A 21,637-nucleotide genomic window follows, 5' to 3' on the forward strand; every position below is an offset into this window, starting at 1 on the left:
CTGGCGGACTTACCGGTCGCCGCGGGGCCCGTCGTGCCGTGCCCTCCGGTCCGCAAGAGCGGTGGTAAAGTAAGCAGGTAAACCGCGAAGAGGACAGGTATGCCGGCCATTTCCGACCCGCGAGATAATCGCCTACTTGCCGCACTGCCAGATGCCGAGTGGGAACGATGGGCGCCTCACCTTGATCCTGTGGACATGCCGCTCGGTAAAGTCCTCTACGAATCGGGAAGCCGGCTTAGTCACGTGTATTTTCCCGTGACTTCCATTGTCTCTCTACTGTATGTCATGGAGGATGGCGCTTCCGCCGAGATCGCCGTAGTTGGCAACGAGGGCATCGTCGGCATTTCGCTATTCATGGGCGGTGAATCGACGCCAAGCCGGGCGCTGGTCCAAAGTGCCGGCCAAGGATTTCGGCTGAAATCCGAACTGATGCTGATGGAGTTCAATCGCGCCGGCCCCGTACTTCACCTGCTGCTGCGCTACACGCAGGCGCTGATCACCCAAATGTCTCAAACAGCGGTGTGCAATCGGCACCACTCGCTCGATCAGCAGCTCTGCCGCTGGCTCCTGTTGAGTCTTGATCGTTTGCACTCCAGCGAACTAGTCATGACACAAGAGCTTATTGCCAACATGCTTGGTGTGCGCCGCGAAGGCGTCACTGAAGCGGCCGGAAACCTGCAACAGGCCGGGCTGATCCGCTATCAACGCGGGCACATCACAGTGGTGGACCGTGCCGGGCTGGAGCGGCGCACCTGCGAGTGCTACGCGGTGGTCAAGAAGGAGTATGACCGGCTACTGCCGTCGACGACGCCATGACCGTGTGTACCCGGCGGGCCTTCGAGCCATTGGACTGAACTACTGGGTTCGACGGCTCCGCCCCATAACGAGGCACACAGCGCACAGCCCGAGAAAGACGAAGAATAGGATCTTGGCGACACCAAAAGTTGCGCCCGCGACCGCGGAGAAGCCGAGCACTCCTGATATCAACGCGATAGCCAGGAATATCAATGCGTAGAGCATGATGACCTCCGAACAGCGATCCAATGATTACCTGCAGACGACCGTCGGAAAAGGGACGTCGGCATTGGCAAGATGTGGTCTTTAAACCATCGCGGTGTGACGCCAATGCGGCCACATCGTTGAAAGATATGTGCAGGCGAAGCGCCAAAATTCCCAGCGCTAGGTATACGCGTTAGGTCCTTCCATGTCGGTGCGTTCCCGCACGTCCGATCTTCAAATTCAGTTAGCCGTACCTCAAGCATCGCTGGGTCATGGTTAGTGGGGCGAACGACCCGTCTCTTCAGCACGTCGCGTGCGGCTTTCCTACCGCACTCGTCACTGCGGTAGGCGCAGCGACGTCCGGCGCATGACAACTTTGTCTATTCAAGGTCGAAGGTATATTGGCAATCCCTGAGGGAGAATTTGATCGATTGCCGCCTAACGCCTGGCATCGCCGGGGCTCCCCAGCGATACGAGGTGGCGCATCGTCACATGACTGTCTCGATCGAGCAGGAATAGCGCTCTTTTTATCTTAGCCTTCACGTACCGGGGCCGACACTGGCCGCACGCAACCGGTAGGCCTCGACAGTGCTGCGACTGACTTGAAGTCTTGGTTCGCCACAGAGGTGCGGAGTATGCAATGTGGATAATTCTGAAGTCGCCGCGGCCGCGGCTGAGGCAGAGCAGGGCGAAGTCTTGAGCGCTACCGAGCTTGATGCCCCGTCCAACGAAATGCCGTTGCCCCACTATCCTCGGTCGTATTCCAGGGTGGGCCTAGCTGGCTGGCAAGGTCCGCTTCGGGTCGGCAGCGGACCTTAGCCGGCACCAAAATTAGCACGCGTTCAGCCCCAATAAGACCATGTCCAAGGGTTTTATCAGCTTGGAACAAATTGCCGAGGCGGAGTGAGCTCTTGCGGCCCTGATGGCTTTGGCGATGGCTATGTTGCGCACCGTACAGACGTTGAGCGGTCCATTAGGCAGCATGGAGTTCGGCAGCACGAGTGACATTTTATGTCCGATGAAGATGACATCAGGCAGGTCGATATCGACCTCCTTTTCGTGCTCAGCCACGGCGAGCTGTTGCACATTCCGTTGGCGAGTGCCAATCGGCTGATGACGTGGAGATTGATTCAGCCAGTCAGCATGCTTGATGGCGCGTCGGTGATTGGTATGAAGCGCCATAACGTGGGCATTACGCGAAGGGGCCTTTGCATGGTGTCCGCGGTACGAAAAAGGCAGGAGCCACGGTTCATCGCGCCGGCTCTGTGACAGGTGAGGCGGACGCCAGCCACGTTTCGATGCTTTCCTAGCCTGAGGTCGTCGTTGACGTGATACGTAAGGCTGCTGCCCCTGTTTACAAGATCTAGAGAGCTTCGTTGACTCTACGGAATGCGGTTTGAGACCGCCCCATGTGGGCGGTTTTTATTTGATCGTCATCGAATACGCATTAGGCGTGCCCACTATGGGTAGACAGCTGACAGTTCATGGCCGATGGGGCCCGGCCTCGCTGTGCCGCTGCAATGGCACGTCCACCTATCCGCCCGTGAAGGCGGCGAGGTCCAAAATTACCAATGTCCCATCGTCAGTGAGCCGGGCAAAATCGCGGTGAAGGATTGCGGCAATTACCGCCGGGTGACGGAACTGTAGGCCCGGGTAATCCAAGATGTTCCAGCGTTCATGAAGTCCGTCCGAATGAAGGGCCAATAGGCCTTCGGCTCCTGAATAGCGAAACTCCCGAAACTTCGGTTCTCTCCGACCCAAGATGCCGGGAACGCTGACCAGGCCACGACTACCGGCGGAGCCTACGATCCGACCTGACACGTCTCCCACCCCCGCAAAAGTGAGGACTTTGGAGGAACGATCGAAATGAGCCAAGGCGCCGACGCCACCAATCGTAGGGCCCATCTGAGTGTGAAGATTGTGCGCCGCCAAGGCTGGTGCGCAAAAAGGATCGCGGAGAAACGCCTCAATGCCGACTGCGACGGCAGAGGCAGCCAAAGGACCATGGCCTAGCCCATCTAGAAGGGCGACTGCTACGGCCTTTTCGTTAATCGCGAATGTCCAGCTGTCACCGCAGAAAGACTCGTTTCGGTACGTATGCTGGATGGCTCCAAAACGCCGATCCAGAGACTGGCCGAGGTCACCCAGCCGGATAAAAGCCGCACTGCCTTGCGGACCTTCCCACGAATCAAACCGTTCGTTGGTGGCCATTGCTACAGGCCGCTCAAACCTGACGGACTGCCTTGCTGTAGCCACGATTTCAAGCCCGGATACGTTGCCGTCGAGGCGTCGAAGGTGAAGTTCGCCACCGACCGGGGCCAACGATGCTTGCCAGCTCGCCAAAACATCCTTTGCCCCCACGACGTAATGCGGATCTAGCGCACCTGAGCCAAGCAGCTCACTAAACAAGCCCACGACAGAGAGCGTCGAGTTTTGGTTGGTGACCTGGACGCTCATCCGCAGAGATGGGCTGTGATACTCGATCATGGCGCAAGCACGGCTGTTCCTAAGTACGTAATGCGGTGTGAGTACGGAATGCTATCAGGCATTACGCAGGCTAAGCTCAACGCCGTCGCTAGAGAATTGAACGGACGAGCCCGAGAGACGTTAGGCTTGAAACACCGGCCGAAAAATTTCAACGAGCTGTTGCGTTGTCCGGTTGAGGCCGCCGTCAGAAGCGGACATTAGAACCCTCTCCAAGTGTCCTTACAGCGACCACACGAACAATCCAAAAGCCACGCGGCCCCGGGGGCCTCCACCGATATGGCACCCCCACAGTATGGGCACACCTGATCTACGGAGAGTCCTCTGCGACCAGCGTAGCGACCCCAAGAAAGACCGTAAGCATCATTGCCAATGTTCGCCGCATAGTGCCCCGAATGCGCCCCTTTGGGGATACCGCTTTAGTAGTTCTACTTAGCTGTTTCCAATAGAAATACGGTGGCGCAAGTCGGGGGGCGGGCTTCAATCTAGTCCGCACTAGACTTTCCGTTTGCCGCAGGCTCCAAGGGAGAGACTCGATGACGTCTCGGTACTTCGTTCAAACCCATTTCATTTTGTCCAAGGGCATTCAGTACTTAGTTGGCGCGCTCCTCCTGGCGTTCTGCAGCTTCTGCTTTGCTACAGACTCTCTCCCTTCCTGGAATGACGCAGCGACTAAGCAACAGATCGAAAGCTTCGTAAAAAGGGTCACCACCTCCGGTTCTCCTGATTTCGTGGAGCCAGCCAAACGCATCGCCGTGTTCGACAACGACGGCACGCTATGGGCAGAGCAACCAATCTATTCGGAGTTCTTCTTCGTTCTTGACCAGGTCAAGGCGCAGTCACCCAAGCACCCGGAATGGAAGACCACCGAGCCGTTCAAGTCCGCTTTGTCGGGCGACATGAAAGGCTTGGCAGCCGCTGGCGAAAAAGGCGCAGCTGAGCTGATGGCCGCCACCCACGCCGGCATGACCAGCGTTGAATTTGCGCGACAAGTCAGTCAATGGGCAGCCACGGCGCGGCACCCCAGGACCCATCGCGTGTTCACCGAGATGGTCTATCAGCCGATGCTGGAACTGTTGCGCTACCTGCGCGACAACGGCTTCAAGACCTTCATCGTCTCCGGTGGTGGACAGGACTTTATGCGTGCCTGGGCCACGCCGGTCTACGGCATTCCGCCCGAGCAGATCATCGGTAGCCAAGGCGAGTTGAAGTTCGAGATGCAGGACGGCAAGCCCGTCTTGCTTAAACTACCCAATGTCGCCTTGATCGACGATGGTCCGGGAAAGCCGGTTGGCATCGAGCGCGCCATCGGGCGCAAACCGATTCTTGCGTTCGGCAATTCCGACGGTGATCAGCAGATGTTGGAGTGGACGGCATCGGGTGATGGCGCGCGCTTTGCCGGCTTGGTGCACCACACCGATGCGGAGCGCGAATGGGCTTACGACCGACAGTCCAAGGTCGGCAAGCTCGACAAGGCACTGGACGAAGCCACAGCCAAGGGGTGGACCGTGGTGGACATGAAGAAGGACTGGAAAGTGATCTACCCGTCGGAAAAGCAGTAGCTCCTGACGACGGCGCAGTGCCCTAGGCGCCGTTGCGGAATGAATGATGTGGTCAACGTTGGCTGCCGCGCGCAGTCGTGCCCATTAGGAGGTTCCCCATGTTTCGCCCGTGGCAGCGCAGTACGTTCCTGAAATCACTGACAACTGTAGTCGCGACGGCTTTGCTCGCCGTCGCCGCCGTCACTATCCAACCGCCTGCCGCCAAAGCGCAACCTCCGGCGCAGGACCAGCAGCAAGATCAAGCGAACAATGGCAAGCCGAACATCCTCGTCATCTTTGGCGACGACGTGGGCATTTCGAACATCAGCGCCTATTCGATGGGGCTAGTCGGTTACCGTACGCCCAACATCGACCGCATTGCCCGCGAAGGCATGATATTCACCGACTACTATGCCGAAAACAGCTGTACTGCCGGTCGTTCTACTTTCATCACCGGTGAGAATGTGTTGCGTACGGGTATGTCGAAGGTGGGCGTCCCAGGTGCGCCAGTTGGTCTCCAGGACGGCAATGTCACAATCGCCCAGGTACTGAAAGGCATGGGCTACGGCACAGCGCAGTTCGGCAAGAACCATTTGGGCGATCAGGATCGATTCCTGCCGACCAAGCATGGCTTCGATGAATTCTTCGGAAACCTCTACCATCTCAATGCCGAAGAGGAGCCGGAGCGTCCATACTGGCCCAAGGACAATCCGGATTTTCTCAAAGTCTACAACCCTCGGGGCGTCCTCCATACCTTTGCTGACGGCAAGATCGAAGACAGTGGCCCGATGACCAAGAAGCGCATGGAGACCATCGACGACGAGACCACCGGCGCCGCAATCTCCTACATCCAGAAGCAGGCTAGGGCCGGCCAGCCCTTCTTCACCTGGATGAACTTCACGCGCATGCACGTATTTACACATGTACGGCCTGAGTTCGAAGGCAAAGCAGGGCTCGGCGCCGGGGACATGTATGCCGATGGTATGTGGGAAATGGATCAGAATGTCGGCAAGTTGCTGAAAGCGCTCGATGACGCCGGCATCTCCAAGAACACCATCGTGATCTTCACCACGGACAACGGCCCGAACTTCTTCACGTGGCCTGATGCGGCCAATACGCCATTCCGCAGTGAGAAGGATTCCAATTGGGAAGGCGCCTTCCGTGTGCCGGCCATGATCCGCTGGCCGGGTCATATCCGTGCTAATACCGTCAGTAATACGCTGATCTCCGGCCTCGACTGGTTTCCGACGTTGGTCGCTGCCGCCGGTGACGGAGACATCACCAATAAATTGCTCAAAGGCGGAAGTTTCGGTGGCAAGAGTTTCAAAGTGCATTTGGACGGCTACAACTTCCTTCCCTATCTAACGGGGCAAACTAACGTAGGTCCACGCACCGAGTTCTTTTACTTCAATGATGATGCCGAAGTTGTCGCCGTACGGTTCGACATGAAGAGCAACGGAGCCCGCGTGCCTACTGCGTGGAAGGTTGTGTTCTGCGAGCAGAAAGCCCCGGGTGGCATGCAGATATGGATGGAGCCCTTCGACTGCCTGCGTACTCCCAAGCTATACAACCTGCGTATGGATCCTTATGAGCGAGCCGACATCGGCCCGACCACCGGCTACTACCAGTGGGTTGCCGAGAACGCCTATTTGCTGTTCGAAGGCAATCGTCGGGTGTTCAACATGCTGGCCACGTTCAAGGACTATCCGCCGACCCAGACACCGGCGACATTCTCTATCGATCAGGCCGAGCAGGCTCTGAAACGGCAACTGGAACAGAAGCAGGGCAAGTAACCGAGCGCGCTAGTGACAGGGATGTCACCTAGCGCCACTAACGCTCTTGAGAGAGCTTCGCTAAAAAGTGATTCGGCCCTATAACTATCAGTACAAGAGGCGCTGGTCTAGCATTGCTTCTTTAATTTTTCTGATTAGTTGAGCGTTTGATTGCGCTTCATATTCGCGCCTCAACCAATGCAAGTAGGTCTCCACGGACTTAACCGAGAGCTGCAACGTGATTGCAATTTGCTGAGTCGTGAGACCTTTCAGAAAATACTCAGCCACTTGCGCTTGCTTAGGATGGAACCTCGAGCGCTCCCTGTCCTTGGTCCAGGGAGTTGGTATTTCGGCCGACGTGTAAGTTCCACCATTGAGGATCATCGTTACTGCCGTCCTCAGGTCGTCTCCACTGCCAGTCTTAAGAAGATATCCTTGCGCGCCACGTCGTAAGGCCTTACTCATTAGTCGCGGAGACGCGTTGCCAGTCAAAAATAGAAAGGGCGTAGCAATCCCAACGAGCCTCAAGGTGCTCAGTGCAGAGAGCCCGTCAACGCCCGTTAACTCCGTCTCGGAGATGACGAGATCTGGATTTTGCTGCACCACGTCGTCAATCAGAGCTTCACCTGAAGACACGCAAGAGACGACAACAGAGCCATCTAGTAGCCGCTCTACCACATCGACCATAAGCCGTTGGTCGTCGGCCATGACGACGCGCAGATTACGGGCCTTTCTTGGTCTTGAGGTTCTCGGTGTCGCCACTCGATATTTCCTCCCGCGCATGGGAATCAATAGGGTCTCTCATGGCAAGCCCCTTTGTAACAGTAACTACACTAGAGAAATCTAGGTAGAACTACTGCCTTCCTAGCGTCGCTGAAACCTCGCTGTTAGGTCCGCTTCGGGTCGAAAGCGGACCTAGAGCCCCCCTACTCGTCGAATAAATCCGCAGTCCGGCGTGCATCGTCAATTGTGTCAGCCGTAATTGAGAATTTGTCGCCATGAAAAGGGGCCTCGTTGAAGCCCGCTACGACGGCTTGACCTTTAACCGAGAGAACCAATTGTTGCGGATTACCGTGTGCGGTGAGCTTGGAAAGGCTCAGTGCACTAGCCGGATCAAGTTTGAGGACGACCTCAAAGAGACCAAGTTTCTCGTTCTCAGTAATAGCCACCGCTACTAGTTTGGCAGCTGATAACTGCCTAGCTGCGTCGACGCACTCGGTCTGCTGAAAGTAGCCCACGGCAAGACTGGAGCGCGTCAAATCACGCTTATCTTCGTTCCGAGTGGCTTGGCCACAACCAAGGGAGAACGTGACAGGGGCGAATTTGTGGGTCGAAGTCCTGACTGCCTCATTGGTACCGGTTGCCGCCAAAATTAGCCCTGGCAGGCAAAAAGAGAGCGACAACCAGAACCTTTTTCTCATATGACCTACTCTCCAGACTGTTCAGCAGCGCGATGTCCGCTTCGGATCGAAAGCGGTCCCTACGAAGTAATCAAACCTTGACTGGCGTTTCCGATGCCATAGGCGTTGACGAGAAAAGGTCCCACCAGGGACCTTTTCTTCTTCCGTATGGCCTGGCTGCTCGCCACAACTTTGTTCGACACCCGCGAGTGTCGCATTGATAGCTCAGAACCCCGCGGCGATATCAATCACGACACCACTTGAGATCAGCGTCAAATAGAACTGGCCGCCATCGGCGCGTACCCAACGATAACCCGGATCCGGGCGACGCAGGTGATACCGCTCATAGTCGGTCACGTAGTACTCGCGGCTGTAGTAGTGGTCCGGCAGTCGAGCCCCTTTCTTGTACCAGCCATTGTGCTTGCCGTTGTCGTGGCGCCCTTCGTCCTTGGGGTTGTGGCCATGACCATGATCGCCGTCGTCCCAGTGATCATCGTTGCCCTTGCCGTGGCCGTGATCCTGTGGCGAGGCGAAGACCATGCTGTTACCGACAAGCAAAACGGCGGTAATCGCGAACGAGAGTAGGCGCTTCATGTGAGCTCCATCGGTGGCGTGGAAGTATTCGGTGAATGTCCCGAGCTTTCGCTGGTACGACACAACGACAACATCGCATAAAAATGCGAGCGATGGCGCATGCGATGAACTTCACCATTAAGCGGGCAGCGAATTTTCTTGTTCATCTGGCGAGTCGAACAAATACAGCCTGATGCAAGAAAACCCTTGTTTTATGCGACTTGGCGCACGAAGTAAAGGGCTGTTTGACTCCCAGCTGAAGCGTTTCCTCTTCTTTGCTGAACTTGCGGATCCGGGCCCTTTTCTTGCGTTGATCACTCCGCCAGTATCTGCCGCCGAGGCCGTCCGGTGAGCTGATTCTTGCTGCACCACCGCATGGCAGATGCGGAGTTCATCTGGTGCCCGAAGGGCGCCTCGAAGGGAAACGAATCATCACCTTCAAGGGGCAGTCCATGAAAAATCGTGTGCATGTACTTACCGCGTTGAGCATTGCAATTGGCGTATCCATGGGCAGTACATGGGCCATGGCCGATACTGCACCGGCCACTCAACCCGCGCCGACCAGCGGACAGGAAAGCGTCAAACTCGCCGGTACCTATACAACCTTCGCCGGCTCCAACGGCAATGCGCAGGCACTGGTCAACGGTTTGCGTAGCGGCTCCACGATCGTGCTGGTGACGCCTGCGACGGCGACCACCCCGGCCGTGCAAACAAGCTTTACGCCGAGCACTGGCCATCTGGGCTATGGCAACGTGAACATCGCGCTCTCGCTGGCTCAGGCCGAACTCTCCGCCTCCGGCATCACGCAGCCCACGGCAGCGCAGATCGAAGCGGCATTGAACGGTGGCACGGTTGCCGGCCCCAAGGGCCCCGTGCAGCTCACTGGCGTGCTGGCGCTGCGCGCCGAAGGCCAGGGCTGGGGAAATATCTCCAAGACGCTCGGCTTCAAGCTGGGCGACATCATGAGCGCCACCAAGGCGCACGGGCCGGTGCCCGATAGCGCGGATATCGCGCACGGCGAAAAGATCGACAAGGCTAGCCACGCCGACAAGGTCGCCAAGGTCGACCGCCCCGACAAGGCCGATCGCCCCGACAAGCCGGATCATCCGGACAAGCCCGAGAAGCCCGAGAAGCCCGAGCGCCCCGACAAGCCCGAACGCGGCGGTCGCTGATCACACCAACTTGACTCCGATACGTGCGGAGGCCTTGACAGGCCTCCCGCACTTCTTTTGCTACGCCCTAGGAAAAACGCATGAATCTCAAGAACACCGGCACCCTTTGCGCCCTTGGCGTACTGGGCCTGATGGCGCAGGCGGCGCACGCTGACGACAGCTCCACCATCAAGGTGGGTGCAGGCATCGACTACACCACGGGCAAATACGGTACGTCGGAGACCACCGACATCACGCAGGTGCCGGTGACCTTCGGCTACGACATCGATCGCTGGTCCTTCAAGGTCGCAGTGCCGTACATCCACGTGTCGGGTGCCGACAACGTCATTCCCGGCGTGGGTCCGGTGAAGAACACCAACCCGAAGGGTCGCGGCCACGGCAAGGGCAATTCGCAGGGAGGCACCACGCCAATCCCTGAGACAACTGGTTCCGCATCCGGGCTGGGCGACATCACCGCAGCGGCGACCTATGAGGCGTATAGCAATCGTGAGTCGCAGTTCGGCATCGATCTCACTGGCAAGATCAAGTTCGGCACGGCCGACGCAAACAAGGGCCTGGGCACCGGCAAGAACGACTACACCTTCAGTGCCGACATGTACAAGGGCTTCGGTGCCTGGACGGTGTTCGGCGGTGTGAGCTACACGTGGTTGGGCAGTTCGCAGTACATCCAGCTCAACGATGTGTTCGGTGCCAACGCGGGCATGAGCTACAAGCTCGACACCCATAGCAGTTTTGGCGCGTACTACGACTATCGCGAAAAGGCCTCGGATACGAGTTTCTCGCGCAACGAACTCACGGGCTACTACGCGTACAAGTTCGCCAGTGGCTGGAAAGCTCAAGCATATGTGACCAAGGGCTTCACCGATGGGAGTCCGGACTGGGGCGTTGGAGCAACGGTGGCCTATTCGTTCTGAGTCAACTCATTGGCCTGGTGGGCACAAGACACCGGGCCAATGTTCTTTGGGCGTCCGCTTGGGGTCGCAAGCGGACATATTCACCTGACCTTAGCCACGATCAGCTCGGGGCCATCGCCTAGGCTTGGAAGCCTATCGGTCAAGTGCACATGGTCAAAGTCATCAGCCTCCATCTCGACCGCCAGATCGGCGAGCACTCTGGCAATAGCTCTCAGTTCGGCCGGGCTAGCCAATATGCTCGCCTCTGAAAGCCTCAACGGTGCCCGGTGATCGTGACTCCCTTCTTCGTATCCAAACAGCTTCATGGCAGCTCCTTGTTTGCAATTTTTGCGTCCTGCCAGCGGCGTGTGCAGCACCTGATGCGAGCATTCACATAACAAGCAGAGAGCGGAGCAACGCGGATGGAGGTGGTTGGCCTGGCTCAACCACCTGCGCCCCTTTCTCAAAGCCTCTGGAACTACGAGCCTGCGGCCCCGCTTCCCGACGAACCACGACCTACCTGCTTAAGGCAGCCAGCAAACAGGCCCTGCTGAAACCTGTACTGGTCGTCCTCGCTGGTGAAGGCATAAACCTGGTCCACGATGCCGGCGAGGTACGCTTTGTCGAGTTGCCTGCCATAGGCCTCGACCTCTCGCGGAAGGGTTGCCGTCGTGGCAATGCCTGCCTTCCTGTGAAGGTGGGCCAATGCCGCCGGGCCCATCATGCTGAAACAGGTGCGCTCAAGCGCCTGCGATTGCGTCGCGGCGTGCTGGATGGACAAGCAGTAGTCGAAGTGACTCTGGTCAATCGAGCCCAGTTCGGCGTGCGATGCCCACAGGGAAAATTCGCGCTCCTTCTGTTCCTTCAGATGTGCGCCCTCGGCCCCATGCATCATGTATTCGTGCACCTTGTCCGGCGGGGTTTTGGCCAGGCGCAGGGCCATAAGGCCTTCGTTGTAGCGAAGCGCCACGTCCACACAGCTCTTGACTGGGCTATCCGTGGACGTTGATGCCAAGGACACCAGCTCGTCCTGCGAGTAGGTGCGCACCGCCGCCTGCTGGATCGATGGCGGGGAATTTGCAGGATCGTTTGTTCTTGTCTGAGCCGTACAAGCGGCTAGAACGACGGCACATATACACGCGAGCAGACTTTTCAACTTCCCCTCCGTTTTGTCCTAACAGTAAAGGCCGCCAGGGGCACGCATGTGCCCTCATTTCTTCCAGCCACCCGATGAAAGCACTCTGATCCCTTTTCTTCTCCGGTATTTCACCTGGAGTGACACTTTGGAATGCCTGCCATGGATCGACAGCAGACCCTAACCAGAAGATACGGATTCCCATCTCGCGCCCCATTGACGAGCGAGCGACCAACTAGAGCTCGCTCGCCGGGACGTTTCTACCATGCGCAGTACGAGAGCGTGCTCAGTTGCGCCCAGTCGTATTAGAGCGACGCCGGCCTCGATGGGTAGATCGAAGTCAGAAGGCGCGGGGGGATCCAGACAGATGGCCAGAGCCTCAATCGTCTCGGTACCGGCATCTCCCATGGCTGCCAGAGCCCTGGCCGCCGTCGCGCTACCAGCACGAAGTTCCAGCGCCAGAAGAGGCTCCAATGCCCGAGCCCGAGGGCCTAGTCGAAGGGCCACGTCCAGTGCACAGCGAAGAGGCAAGCCAAGGTTTCGGTAAGGAACGCCAAACTCATTCCTGGCAGTTCCGTCCAGAAGATCACGCAGTAACGGGACTGCCTCTCCTCCCATGGCAAGAAGGGCTTTTTCGCCATCCAGCATGGTGGACGGACTCAAAAGTTGGTCAAAAATTGCGCTGGCCATTTCGCCTCTCTTTGCTGAAATGCTATCTCGATCCAGCGTCTGGTGTAGCGAGGGCAATGGGCCGACAGGTACCTCGGAGTGCGCGCCGCCGGAGGTACTGCCCGGCCCGCAGGGCGAACTGTGCTGTTTATGCGGCCGGCATTGCGGCTGGATCGACGCACGCCTCAATCGTGTCATTCGTCGCCGCCACCCACGCGCGCTGTCATCGATTGATCAGCGGTGTGTCGGCTATGTGACAAATCCCCGCCACGGCCTCGGTAAACCAAATCGTCGCCATGCAGCACATACACCCGGGGAGGCGTATTTGTGCCTCGAGCTTATGCCGAAAGTGGCAAACATGATCACCACGGGAAATCCACGCGCCATGTCCGCACTCAGCCTGCCAGTTCTCGAAGCACCCCTCACGGCGGGACCGCGGCCCAGACACGTGGTTCTCGGGGTCAACAATTTCTGCAACCTGCGTTGCGTCATGTGTGACGTCGGCACCGGCAATGCGGAGACCAACTTCGGCGCAAATTTGATGGGCGCCCGGACGCGTACCATGCCGTGGGAGCTGTTCCAGCGCGTCGCCGACGATATGGCGGCCTTCTGCCCCGAGGCACGCCTGGGCTTCGCATTCACCGAGCCGCTTGCCTGGCGCCCGCTCGGTGACGCACTGAGCTATGCGTCCGCGCTGGGCTTGTACACAACGGTCACCACCAATGGCCTGCTCCTGCCAAAAACGGGCAGCGGAGTTTGCGGCGGGCCGCTGCCGAGGATTGTTCGTCTCGCTCGATGGTCCGGCGGCTTTGCATGATCGCATCCGGCGCCATGTCGGCAGCTTTGCGCGGGCCGTAGAGGGGATTCGCGCCGTCGCGGCGCTGGAGGGCGCGCCCGAAATATCCGTCTTCTGCACGATCAGCGAGTACAACGTCGGTCACCTCAAGACCTTTCTTGCCGACATCAGTGATCTGCCACTGAAACAGGTTGGGCTGATCCACAACAACTTCGTGACGCCCGAACTGGCCAATGAACACAATGCGCTCTATGGCGCGACCTATCCTGCCACGGCCTCCAACAGCTTCGAATCCGATCCCACGACGATCGACATCGCCCGTCTGGCCGACGAGCTGGCCGACATCAAGGCCACGACCTGGCCGTTCTCCGTCACGATCCAGCCCGATCGCACGAGCGAGGCCGACCTCGACATCTACTATCGTCACCCCTCGCAATTCATTGGCCGCCGTTGCCACGACGCCTTTCGCATCCTGATGATCGATGCTGATGGCGAGTCGGTGCCTGTACACGGGCGGTGCTATCGGTTTCCGATCGCCAATGTGCGAGACGCCGGCCTTGAAAGCATCTGGAAGCACTCAAGCATGGAAGCGCTGCGGGCCGCGCTCACCGAGGCTGGAGGCCTTCTGCCTGGCTGCAGCCGGTGTTGCGGCGGCTTTGGCACCTAAGGCAACCAAAGGGACGCCCGGGCGCACTCACCATCATCATTGGACGTGGAACGCCGCCGCCAGGGTATCGGCACCGGGCGCACGTGCCGTCGCAGCACTATGGGGTCGGCGTTCTCGATTCGCCCGAACGGGATACGACCATGGTACGCGCTGTGCTGATTCGTGCGTCCTCTTGCGGCAAGGCTTCGGCGCAAAAGAGCGCTTTCGAAGTTTCGACTGTACGCATCGCACAGAGCGGGTGAAATGAATCGCGAGTTCTTGAATATTGTCGATCTCGAGGCGCAGCTCGATCAGCGGCTGCAAAGGCCGCGCGTCACCAATCTAGGTGCCGTGCGCCAGGCGGCCATGGCCTGGTCCCAAGCCGTGTGGTCCGTCAGCGAGTCGGCCGGCCCCCGGATACTCACTACGGGCGAGATCGAGCGGGGGCTCGCCATCGCGCGTCGGCCTGTGTTCGTTCTTGGCTCGCGCCGAAGCGGCACCACGCTGGTACGCGATTTGCTCGACCACCACCCAGCCCTCTCGGTGCTTCCCGCCGAAGGCACCATGCTCACGAATTTCGCGTGGCATCTGAAGCGGCTGGAGCCCGATAGCTGGCTGCCATTCCTCGGCTGCGAGTGGTTGCGCAGACTCGCCAATCCCATCAACCAGCAGCCGTACTGGCTGCTGGGCCGCTCGTCGGCAGAAGGCTCACCTTATGTTGAATTCGGTCGCGCCTTGCGGGCTTGGTGGCCCTTGGTCAAAACGCGGCTCGGGCCTCGCACAACCTCATGGCCGCTGGTCGCGATCGCGCTTGCGTACGCGCATTGCACGACCGGGCTTGACGCTGACTCACCCTTGCAGCGGTGGGTTGAAAAAACGCCTACCAACGAGCGTTTCCTGGCGCGTCTGATGGCGGAATTTCCCGAGGCGAGAATGCTCCACGTCGTCCGCCATCCTTTCGCGGTCTATGCGTCGAGCTGTAAGGCCCTGCGAGATTCGGGCCTCCCTTCGAGCGAAGAGACGCTGGTCCTGCGGCAAATGCGCTTGTCGTACCGCGAGGCGGCCACTCGCTCCGCTCAACCTGCATCGGACTCGTACCTGCTGGTTCGCTATGAGGACCTGCTCGAGGACACCGCAAGCGGCGTTGAACGGATGGCCTCGTTCCTGGGGATCCAGCCGCTGCCCATCATGACCCAGCCAACCGCGAACGGCATTCCCACCCCGAGCAACAGCTCTTTTGACAGCAACAAGGTCGCCGGAAAACTGGATCGCCGGCCGGGGGATGTCGAGTTCAATTCGCTGACCAGGCGCGAGCGCGAGCGATTGAGCGCGATCCTGGCCAACGATGCGGGGAAACTCGGCTATACGTTGACTCCGCCGCCTGCGTTGCGCCGACAACTGCTGCAAATCTGGACACACGCCGGCCTGGTTGTCGATCGTTTCAGGACGCGCTGGGTGCGCCTGCTTTCCGTATACCAGAGGCCATGACGGAAATCCGGGCGCTGCAACCTGACCCTGTCAGGCGGCCCTTGTCAGCCACGAATCTGCACTGTCCCGGGCGATGGCGTCTCATTGCATTGGCTCGCCCACCTCGCCTCCGTACTTTGTGCCCAAGTCGAAACAGTACCTGCCAGCGAGGTGGTTCCAGCGAAGCACATAGGTTCCGAGCGACCGCCCCTCAGACTCGGATGCAGCGTCGAATTTGGCGCATAACCGGTAGGTCTCCTTGCCAGTTGTTGCGTACTCGAACGTCGCACCGCTGACCGGGTCGCTGGTCATCGGCGGGGCAAGCTTGAGCGAAGCGAGATCGGGTGGCAGGGACTTGTGCTGGGCCCAGTACGCGCTGACTTGCATGGAAATAAGACTCAGGTCAGACACCCTGCGCGAATCAAGTTGCAACGCCCGTTGGTGCATGGGTGAACCGAGCACACCCAGGCCCGCGACAATGGCTGCGGCCATGCCCAGGGAAGCCACTATCGCGAGCAACCGCACTCCCAGGCGCGGCATCATGCGACGCGCTCATCAGCGCGCAAATCCCACAGGTAGTAGCCAAAGACCGTGCACGCAATCACGGCGGCAACGACGACCTTCAGCGTGAATCGAACCGTAATTTCTCCGCCGAGCACGCCGTCGACCAATGTGATCAGGTCGCAGATGAGTACCACGGCCGCGGCGAAGAGCGTCAGATAGGTCAACCACCGGCGAACCGCCGATTGGCGCTTCACCGGCTGCCGGCTCACCTCGCTGCGAATCCGTGCCGTGAGCCAGAGGAAAACCGGGAAGGCGATGATGATCGAGGCCACGGACCAGCGGATGCTTCGTGCTACACCGTTATTGTATGGAGAGGCTGCGTCCGGAAAGCTGCGGTTGATTAATTCAAACAGCAAACTCCCGAAGTGATAGACGCTCAGATAGAGCGTGGTAAACAAGACGAGATAGATAAACGCGTCCCTTGCCGATAAGTAGGGACGGGGCCGGGGCACCGGCACTGCAAATGAAACGTCGGCGAAATTCGAGAGCGCTCCGCGCACCTGTTCTGGCGTCCAGCCAGCCTCCATGAGTGCCTTGTCGATGCTCTGCCGCGAGCATCCGCGCATGAGCGAACTCCGCACAAACCGTTCCAAGTCCTGTGTGCTGCTAGCCATAACTTCCCCTGTTGGTGATCAAGCACGATGAAGCTAACGATGCCTCCCGATCCGGGCCTGGCGAGGCGCGGCATAGGGCAGATGTCTGTCTTTCGCCATGTGGCCGGGCCAGAAGCGGACGCAGTGACTCTCCCATTCCGAGATCGCGGGTTCAAGCCGTCGGAGTGTCAAGCCCGTTTGACCGCTGCAGCGCTGTTAAGCGGATGTCAAAGCCCTCCGCCAAGAGTACTGGGTAAGGACCAGCGCCCCATGCGCGCATGCAGGCCGCGCTGCAGCTACTCACGGGGATGGCATGACCGCGCGCAATCCAGCAGCTCTCCCATCACTTCTCACCTCGCCTTCGCCGAGGCACGAGTAACGTTGCGCAGCTCCGTGCCGGCGAAGTCATTGCCAATCGCCCGCCATACCAAACTGCCAAGAGGAGGATGAAATGATCAAGGTCGTGCAGGCGTTTGATCGCCAACTGATGACTGAGCTGCCGAGCGATGACGCCGAGGCTCTGGAGGCGAAGCTTGCCACGGCGTACCGGTTGTTCAAGGACCGGTCCAGCTGGCTCAAACCGTATGAACGTATCGAGATTCTGCGAAAGCTCGCAGCGCTCATGGAGGGCAGGCGCGAGTACTTTGGCAAACAGATCGCGCGTGAGGGCGGCAAGCCTTACGCGGACGCGCTGGTGGAGACTGATCGGGCCATCGATGGCGTTCGAAATGCCGCAGAGATCCTCCGAACCAGTGCGGGTCGCGAGATTCCCATGGGCATCACCAAGTCCAGTGACCATCGCCGGGCGTGGACGATTGAAGAACCCATCGGGGTAGTCGCTGCCATTTCAGCCTTCAACCATCCGCTGAATCTGATTGTTCACCAGGTGGCGCCGGCGATCGCGACGGGCTGCCCCGTTATCGTCAAGCCTGCGACGACCACGCCCCTCAGCTGTCTGGATCTGGTCAAGCTGGTGCACGAGGCCGGCATGCCGGAGGGTTGGGTGCAAACCTTCCTGCCCGAGGAACGCGAGCTCGCCGAAGCGCTTGCAACCGATTCCCGAGTGGCATTTCTCAGCTTCATCGGGTCCGCGCGCGTCGGCTGGTATCTTCGCTCGAAGCTCGCTCCCGGCGCCCGCTGTGCGCTTGAGCACGGTGGCGCGGCCCCTGTGATCGTCGACAGGAGCGCGGACCTCGACAAGATCATCGAGCCCATTGCCAAGGGCGGTTACTACCATGCTGGCCAGGTTTGCGTATCCGTCCAGCGCATCTACGTCCATGAGGACATTCAGCAGGAATTTCTCGATCGGTTCGCTCGCCGGGTGGCGTCTTTGAACGTCGGTGATCCGGTGTTGCCGCAAACAGAAGTGGGGCCGCTCATCTTGCCGGCAGAATCCGATCGCGTGCAGAGCTGGATCGACGAAGCGGTGGCGGCCGGCAGTCGTTTGATTGGAGGTGGCCGTATCAGCGAAACGACGTTGAAGCCATCCATCCTGGTTGATCCGCCCAAAGACGCCAAGGTGTCCACGCTGGAAGTCTTCGGCCCGCTTACCTGCGTCTATCCGTTTCGCACGCTGGACGAGGCCATTACAGCCGCGAACTCGCTTCCCGTGGCTTTCCAATCGAGCATTTTCACGCGGGAGCTGGCATCCGCCTTCGAAGCTGCCGAACGACTGGATGCATCAGCCGTGATGATCAACGACCACACGGCCTTTCGCGTCGACTGGATGCCATTCGCGGGCCGCCATGTATCGGGGCATGGCATCGGCGGCATTCCCTACACCATGCACGAGATGACGGCCGAGAAGATGATCGTCTTCAAGAGCTAGCGATAGCCGCCAGCGTTGTTCGATGTCAGTCCTTTGGAGAGAACCTCCAGGTATCGTATGCGACAACCATGCGGTGGCACGGATACAGAGAGGCGGGCGAGCAGATACGCCCGGCTCAATGCCTGGACGAGTGCAACGCCGTGGCCAGGCGCTGTGTATCAGTTACCCAACCAAAGTTGTCGCCCTCGCTGTACATGACGCGCACGGTGGCTTCGTGATCGGCAGGGTCATAGGCCGCACAGGCGTCCTGCAGAAGAACACAGGCATAGCCCAGGTCGACGGCCTGGCGCAGCGTCGAGGCGACGCAGCATTGGGTTGTATAGCCCATGAGCAGCAGCGTATCGATGCCGCGTACGCGCAGTACGGTATCGAGCGTTGTCTGGTGAAAGGCGCTGAAGCCCGCCTTGTCGATCACGGGCTCTCGATCGGCCGGGCGCAGGTCTGCAATGATCTCCGTCCCTTTCTCACCCTTCACCAGGAAGCGGCCCAAGGGCCCAGGCGAACCGATGACCAGGTCGTTCTGGCGGCGAAACAGATTGAGGTCGGACAGGTCAGGCGCGTAACACTCACGGGTAAAGAACACGAGCATGCCGGCTTCGCGTGCCGCCGACAGTGCGCGCTGTGCAGCCGGTATCGCCGCCAACAGTGCCTCGACAGGCAATCCCAAGGCCCCCGCGCGGCCCTCAGGCAAGACGAAATCAGCCTGGAAGTCGATGCAGGCCAGCACCGTGCGCGCCGTGTCCAGTTCGATCGAGCGTCCGCGCTCGCAGGGCAGATTGATGCGGGCCAAGAAGTACCTCCGACCTGGGTGTCGATGCGAGCATGGAGCGTCTGGCCATCCAGACGCCCCGTCGATGCTTACTTGCGCGGCGCAATGATTTCGCTGAGGTAATCGGGCTTGCCTTCGATGCGTACGAGATGCGGGTACTGCAGGCCGTCGTGGTAATCAAGCGCGACGGTGCGGTAACCGCCCTGATATTTCAGCAGCAGCTGGATCGGCGTCTTGCTGCCCTTGGCCGCGGTGATGGCGTCTTTCAGCAAGTCTTTCGAATAGTCCTGCCCGTTCACCGCAACGACGGTGGCGCCGGTGCTGATGCCGGCCTTGAAGGCGGGGCCGTTCCAGCGCACATCGTTGACTTCGCCTTTGTCGTTGATGGTCAGGCCGATCGACCAGGCGAAGTTGTAGAGGTGGCGCGAGGGTTGCGAGCGGCTGTTGTATTGCGCCTCGTAGTCGCTCTCCTTGTTCGTATAGACGAGCTTCCAGCCGGTGGCCGCCAGGCCGTCCTGGAGCGGCGGATTGAGTGTGTCCACGTGGGCGCGCAGGAAGGTCGCCCAGTCGTACGGCGCCACGCCATTGAGTGCGGCGACCACGTCGTCGAAGGTATAGGTCTTGGTGACGTAGCTACCGTTGTCGACGCCGAAGAACGCGCGGGCGAAGTCGTCCAGCGATTTGTGGTCCTGGGTGAGTGCGCGCAGCTTGGCGTCCACTTCCAGCCACATCATCTGGCCGCCGCTGTAGTACTCCTCGCTCATCTGCCAGCTGCGGAACGGCAGGCCGGAGCGACGCGCGGCAGTGGGGTCGTTGGTGGTGTCTTCCAGCGTACGCCACTGGAAGCCGACGCGGTTGCGTTCGTAGTTGGCGGCCGTCATGGCCAGTGCGTCGCGGAATTGCTGCGCCGACCATATGCCCGAACGCGCGGTCAGCACGTAGCCCCAGTATTGGGTCTGGCCCTCGTACACCCACAGCAGCGAATCGCCCATGGGCACGTTGAAGTTCGGCGTCCACAAATCGTCGGGGCGGCGGAACTTGCCGTTCCACGAATGCACGTATTCGTGCGCGAGCAGGTCGCGATCGGGCGCGGCATCCTTCCAGGCGGTGAAGTAGTCGGCGCCGAGGCCGTCTTCGCTGGACTGGTGATGCTCGGTGCCATTGCCGCCCAGCGTGTCCGACAGCGAGAACAGGAAATCGTAGTGATCGTAGTGATGCGAACCGAACAGCTTCAGCGCCTGGGTGACCAGCGCGCGGTGCACCTGTACTTGTTCCTTTGACATCTCCAGGTATTTCGGCGCATCGGCAAACACATCCAGATACACCGGCGCGTCGCCGGCCTGGGTCAGGTCAACGCGCTTGAAGTAGCGTCCCGCGTAGATCGGCGAATCAACCAGGTTGTTGAAGGTCACCGGCTTGAAAGTGACGGTGTCGCCGGACTTCGATGCGGTTTCCAGCGCCGTGCCCAGCTGCCAGTCGTGCGGCAGCGTCACGCTGGGCGCATACGTGATGCCGCGCGTGTAGTAGCCGGCCGGATAGAGCGAGACCTTGCTCCACTCCATGTCCATCATGCGGTCGGTGATCTCGAAACCTTCGCTGTCGGTGCGGCCGGACAGGTACTGGAAATCCACATCGAGCGACGACACACCCTCGGGCACGTCCAGATGGAAGGCGTAGACGTTGTACTTGTCGCGCTTCCACATGATCGGCTTGCCGTTGGCGCTGAGCTTGAGGCCGGCGAGCATGTTGATCGGGCCGGTCGGCGAGTGGTCGCCCGGGATCCACTGCGGGTAGAGCAGCGTCAGTGCGCCTGCTTTCACCGGCAAGCTTTCGTGCACGCGGAAGATGCCCTGCGTCGTGTCGCTCGCGTCCACATGCAGCGTCACCGTGCCTGGATACTCGCTGTCCTGCGGGGCGGGCACATCGTCGGTACGCGTCTGCTCCGCCACCGCCACACTCGCGCCCAGCGCGCAGGCCACGGCCAGAGCGAGCCGCGAAAACCTGCGACGCATAGCAGCCGCAGACGCGGCGGAAGGGGCGCGAGACATGAAGTGCTCCGGTGAGCGAATGGAAGATGGCGCAACTTAGCACCACCCGCGCATCGCACCGCCAGCGCCAAGCGTTGGCTCGACTTCGTCGTGGCGATGATCTAGCGGCCCCTTGCGGCACGGCGGGTGACTGGACGCCTGGCGATCGGGCTCTTCGGCAGGGTCTAGGGGCGGGCGTGCACGGGTGCGCTTTCCGCCCTCTCACGGATCGGCACTTGGCTCAAAAGAGCTCGGTGAAGCTGCGTACCCATTGACTCTGAGACTGTCTAAAAAATAAGCAAATGAGTT

Annotated in this window: 21 protein-coding genes and 1 pseudogene; 10 read left to right on the plus strand and 12 right to left on the minus strand. The window is 59.7% G+C overall.

The annotated features are described in order from the left end of the window. Window positions 1-99 precede the first annotated feature (99 nt). Window positions 100-816: a Crp/Fnr family transcriptional regulator gene (locus tag AB4Y82_RS12520; protein WP_441611325.1), complete on the plus strand. Its 717-nt coding sequence runs from the start codon at window positions 100-102 to the stop codon at window positions 814-816. A gap of 39 nt (window positions 817-855) precedes the next feature. Here the strand turns inward: AB4Y82_RS12520 and AB4Y82_RS12525 are convergent, their stop codons facing one another. The 3 genes from AB4Y82_RS12525 to AB4Y82_RS12535 all read right to left on the minus strand — a co-directional run bounded on the left by AB4Y82_RS12525 (window position 856) and on the right by AB4Y82_RS12535 (window position 3,486). Next, a complete protein-coding gene (locus AB4Y82_RS12525; protein ID WP_441611326.1) occupies window positions 856-1,020 on the minus strand; it encodes a DUF1328 domain-containing protein in 165 nt (54 codons plus the stop codon). Between the two features lie 810 nt (window positions 1,021-1,830). Further along, window positions 1,831-2,181 carry a hypothetical protein gene (locus tag AB4Y82_RS12530; protein ID WP_441611328.1) on the minus strand — a complete coding sequence of 117 codons (351 nt, stop codon included), beginning with the start codon at window positions 2,179-2,181 and terminating at the stop codon, window positions 1,831-1,833. A 351-nt stretch (window positions 2,182-2,532) separates the two neighbouring features. After that, the gene (locus AB4Y82_RS12535) at window positions 2,533-3,486 is read right to left on the minus strand and encodes a hypothetical protein (RefSeq protein WP_441611330.1); all 954 of its coding nucleotides are present in this window, start codon (window positions 3,484-3,486) and stop codon (window positions 2,533-2,535) included. Window positions 3,487-3,537: 51 nt separating this feature from the next. Between AB4Y82_RS12535 and AB4Y82_RS12540 the strand changes: the two are divergent. From AB4Y82_RS12540 to AB4Y82_RS12550, 3 genes and pseudogenes are all read left to right on the plus strand, one after another. After that, window positions 3,538-3,662: pseudogene (locus tag AB4Y82_RS12540) on the plus strand (IS30 family transposase); the annotation flags it as partial. A 357-nt stretch (window positions 3,663-4,019) separates the two neighbouring features. Continuing rightward, window positions 4,020-5,045, plus strand: a complete 1,026-nt coding sequence (locus AB4Y82_RS12545; protein WP_441611332.1) for an HAD family hydrolase — start codon at window positions 4,020-4,022, stop codon at window positions 5,043-5,045. A 98-nt stretch (window positions 5,046-5,143) separates the two neighbouring features. Beyond that, window positions 5,144-6,817, plus strand: a complete 1,674-nt coding sequence (locus AB4Y82_RS12550; protein WP_441611334.1) for an arylsulfatase — start codon at window positions 5,144-5,146, stop codon at window positions 6,815-6,817. A gap of 87 nt (window positions 6,818-6,904) precedes the next feature. Here AB4Y82_RS12550 and AB4Y82_RS12555 read toward each other — a convergent pair whose 3' ends face one another. From AB4Y82_RS12555 to AB4Y82_RS12565, 3 genes are all read right to left on the minus strand, one after another. Beyond that, entirely contained in the window at window positions 6,905-7,504 is a 600-nt protein-coding gene (locus tag AB4Y82_RS12555; protein ID WP_441611336.1) for a response regulator, read from the minus strand. Between the two features lie 218 nt (window positions 7,505-7,722). Then, complete coding sequence (locus AB4Y82_RS12560; protein ID WP_441602132.1) at window positions 7,723-8,217, minus strand: hypothetical protein; 495 nt, start codon at window positions 8,215-8,217, stop codon at window positions 7,723-7,725. A gap of 204 nt (window positions 8,218-8,421) precedes the next feature. Continuing rightward, window positions 8,422-8,790, minus strand: a complete 369-nt coding sequence (locus tag AB4Y82_RS12565) for an RcnB family protein (protein ID WP_441602131.1) — start codon at window positions 8,788-8,790, stop codon at window positions 8,422-8,424. Between the two features lie 431 nt (window positions 8,791-9,221). On the opposite strand from AB4Y82_RS12565, the gene AB4Y82_RS12570 reads away from it, so the two are divergent. Then, window positions 9,222-9,941 carry a hypothetical protein gene (locus AB4Y82_RS12570; protein ID WP_441602130.1) on the plus strand — a complete coding sequence of 240 codons (720 nt, stop codon included), beginning with the start codon at window positions 9,222-9,224 and terminating at the stop codon, window positions 9,939-9,941. A gap of 80 nt (window positions 9,942-10,021) precedes the next feature. Then, window positions 10,022-10,855 carry a transporter gene (locus AB4Y82_RS12575; protein ID WP_441602129.1) on the plus strand — a complete coding sequence of 278 codons (834 nt, stop codon included), beginning with the start codon at window positions 10,022-10,024 and terminating at the stop codon, window positions 10,853-10,855. Between the two features lie 80 nt (window positions 10,856-10,935). Here AB4Y82_RS12575 and AB4Y82_RS12580 read toward each other — a convergent pair whose 3' ends face one another. After that, on the minus strand, window positions 10,936-11,160 hold the full coding sequence (locus AB4Y82_RS12580; protein ID WP_441602128.1) for an Imm32 family immunity protein: 225 nt from the start codon (window positions 11,158-11,160) through the stop codon (window positions 10,936-10,938). Between the two features lie 152 nt (window positions 11,161-11,312). Beyond that, on the minus strand, window positions 11,313-11,990 hold the full coding sequence (locus AB4Y82_RS12585) for a hypothetical protein (RefSeq protein ID WP_441602127.1): 678 nt from the start codon (window positions 11,988-11,990) through the stop codon (window positions 11,313-11,315). Window positions 11,991-12,996: 1,006 nt separating this feature from the next. On the opposite strand from AB4Y82_RS12585, the gene AB4Y82_RS12590 reads away from it, so the two are divergent. From AB4Y82_RS12590 to AB4Y82_RS12600, 3 genes are all read left to right on the plus strand, one after another. Beyond that, a complete protein-coding gene (locus tag AB4Y82_RS12590) occupies window positions 12,997-13,455 on the plus strand; it encodes a radical SAM protein (protein WP_441602126.1) in 459 nt (152 codons plus the stop codon). Then, window positions 13,418-14,101 (plus strand): SPASM domain-containing protein, encoded by a 684-nt coding sequence (locus AB4Y82_RS12595; protein WP_441611338.1) that lies wholly within the window; start codon window positions 13,418-13,420, stop codon window positions 14,099-14,101. Before AB4Y82_RS12590 ends, AB4Y82_RS12595 begins: the two co-directional genes overlap by 38 nt. 243 nt (window positions 14,102-14,344) lie before the next feature. Further along, window positions 14,345-15,568: a sulfotransferase family protein gene (locus AB4Y82_RS12600; protein WP_441602124.1), complete on the plus strand. Its 1,224-nt coding sequence runs from the start codon at window positions 14,345-14,347 to the stop codon at window positions 15,566-15,568. An 81-nt stretch (window positions 15,569-15,649) separates the two neighbouring features. Here AB4Y82_RS12600 and AB4Y82_RS12605 read toward each other — a convergent pair whose 3' ends face one another. Then, window positions 15,650-16,090, minus strand: coding sequence for a hypothetical protein (locus AB4Y82_RS12605; protein WP_441602123.1), 441 nt, complete (start codon window positions 16,088-16,090; stop codon window positions 15,650-15,652). Continuing rightward, window positions 16,087-16,677 (minus strand): DUF5671 domain-containing protein, encoded by a 591-nt coding sequence (locus AB4Y82_RS12610; protein ID WP_441602122.1) that lies wholly within the window; start codon window positions 16,675-16,677, stop codon window positions 16,087-16,089. Before AB4Y82_RS12610 ends, AB4Y82_RS12605 begins: the two co-directional genes overlap by 4 nt. Before the next feature lie 478 nt (window positions 16,678-17,155). Here AB4Y82_RS12610 and AB4Y82_RS12615 point away from each other — a divergent pair, with 478 nt between their 5' ends. Continuing rightward, window positions 17,156-18,532 (plus strand): aldehyde dehydrogenase family protein, encoded by a 1,377-nt coding sequence (locus AB4Y82_RS12615; protein WP_441611339.1) that lies wholly within the window; start codon window positions 17,156-17,158, stop codon window positions 18,530-18,532. Window positions 18,533-18,647: 115 nt separating this feature from the next. On the opposite strand, the gene AB4Y82_RS12620 is transcribed toward AB4Y82_RS12615, so the two are convergent. Together AB4Y82_RS12620 and AB4Y82_RS12625 are read right to left on the minus strand one after the other, a co-directional pair. Further along, entirely contained in the window at window positions 18,648-19,322 is a 675-nt protein-coding gene (locus AB4Y82_RS12620) for a cysteine hydrolase family protein (RefSeq protein ID WP_441602120.1), read from the minus strand. Window positions 19,323-19,390: 68 nt separating this feature from the next. Then, complete coding sequence (locus AB4Y82_RS12625; protein ID WP_441611341.1) at window positions 19,391-21,313, minus strand: M61 family metallopeptidase; 1,923 nt, start codon at window positions 21,311-21,313, stop codon at window positions 19,391-19,393. Window positions 21,314-21,637: the final 324 nt, after the last annotated feature.

Origin of the sequence: Dyella sp. 2YAF14 (assembly GCF_052114725.1) — a bacterium.
In the GTDB taxonomy this organism is placed as follows: Bacteria; Pseudomonadota; Gammaproteobacteria; order Xanthomonadales; family Rhodanobacteraceae; genus Dyella.

Coding starts and splice junctions, on each gene's coding strand:
- AB4Y82_RS12520 (WP_441611325.1), top strand. CDS start 100: ATGCCGGCCATTTCCGACCCGCGAGATAATCGCCTACTTGCCGCACTG.
- AB4Y82_RS12600 (WP_441602124.1), top strand. CDS start 14,345: ATGAATCGCGAGTTCTTGAATATTGTCGATCTCGAGGCGCAGCTCGAT.
- AB4Y82_RS12555 (WP_441611336.1), bottom strand. CDS start 7,504: ATGGCCGACGACCAACGGCTTATGGTCGATGTGGTAGAGCGGCTACTA.
- AB4Y82_RS12535 (WP_441611330.1), bottom strand. CDS start 3,486: ATGATCGAGTATCACAGCCCATCTCTGCGGATGAGCGTCCAGGTCACC.
- AB4Y82_RS12605 (WP_441602123.1), bottom strand. CDS start 16,090: ATGATGCCGCGCCTGGGAGTGCGGTTGCTCGCGATAGTGGCTTCCCTG.
- AB4Y82_RS12575 (WP_441602129.1), top strand. CDS start 10,022: ATGAATCTCAAGAACACCGGCACCCTTTGCGCCCTTGGCGTACTGGGC.
- AB4Y82_RS12590 (WP_441602126.1), top strand. CDS start 12,997: ATGATCACCACGGGAAATCCACGCGCCATGTCCGCACTCAGCCTGCCA.
- AB4Y82_RS12565 (WP_441602131.1), bottom strand. CDS start 8,790: ATGAAGCGCCTACTCTCGTTCGCGATTACCGCCGTTTTGCTTGTCGGT.
- AB4Y82_RS12615 (WP_441611339.1), top strand. CDS start 17,156: ATGATCAAGGTCGTGCAGGCGTTTGATCGCCAACTGATGACTGAGCTG.
- AB4Y82_RS12525 (WP_441611326.1), bottom strand. CDS start 1,020: ATGCTCTACGCATTGATATTCCTGGCTATCGCGTTGATATCAGGAGTG.
- AB4Y82_RS12610 (WP_441602122.1), bottom strand. CDS start 16,677: ATGCGCGGATGCTCGCGGCAGAGCATCGACAAGGCACTCATGGAGGCT.
- AB4Y82_RS12530 (WP_441611328.1), bottom strand. CDS start 2,181: ATGGCGCTTCATACCAATCACCGACGCGCCATCAAGCATGCTGACTGG.
- AB4Y82_RS12550 (WP_441611334.1), top strand. CDS start 5,144: ATGTTTCGCCCGTGGCAGCGCAGTACGTTCCTGAAATCACTGACAACT.
- AB4Y82_RS12545 (WP_441611332.1), top strand. CDS start 4,020: ATGACGTCTCGGTACTTCGTTCAAACCCATTTCATTTTGTCCAAGGGC.
- AB4Y82_RS12560 (WP_441602132.1), bottom strand. CDS start 8,217: ATGAGAAAAAGGTTCTGGTTGTCGCTCTCTTTTTGCCTGCCAGGGCTA.
- AB4Y82_RS12625 (WP_441611341.1), bottom strand. CDS start 21,313: ATGCGTCGCAGGTTTTCGCGGCTCGCTCTGGCCGTGGCCTGCGCGCTG.
- AB4Y82_RS12570 (WP_441602130.1), top strand. CDS start 9,222: ATGAAAAATCGTGTGCATGTACTTACCGCGTTGAGCATTGCAATTGGC.
- AB4Y82_RS12580 (WP_441602128.1), bottom strand. CDS start 11,160: ATGAAGCTGTTTGGATACGAAGAAGGGAGTCACGATCACCGGGCACCG.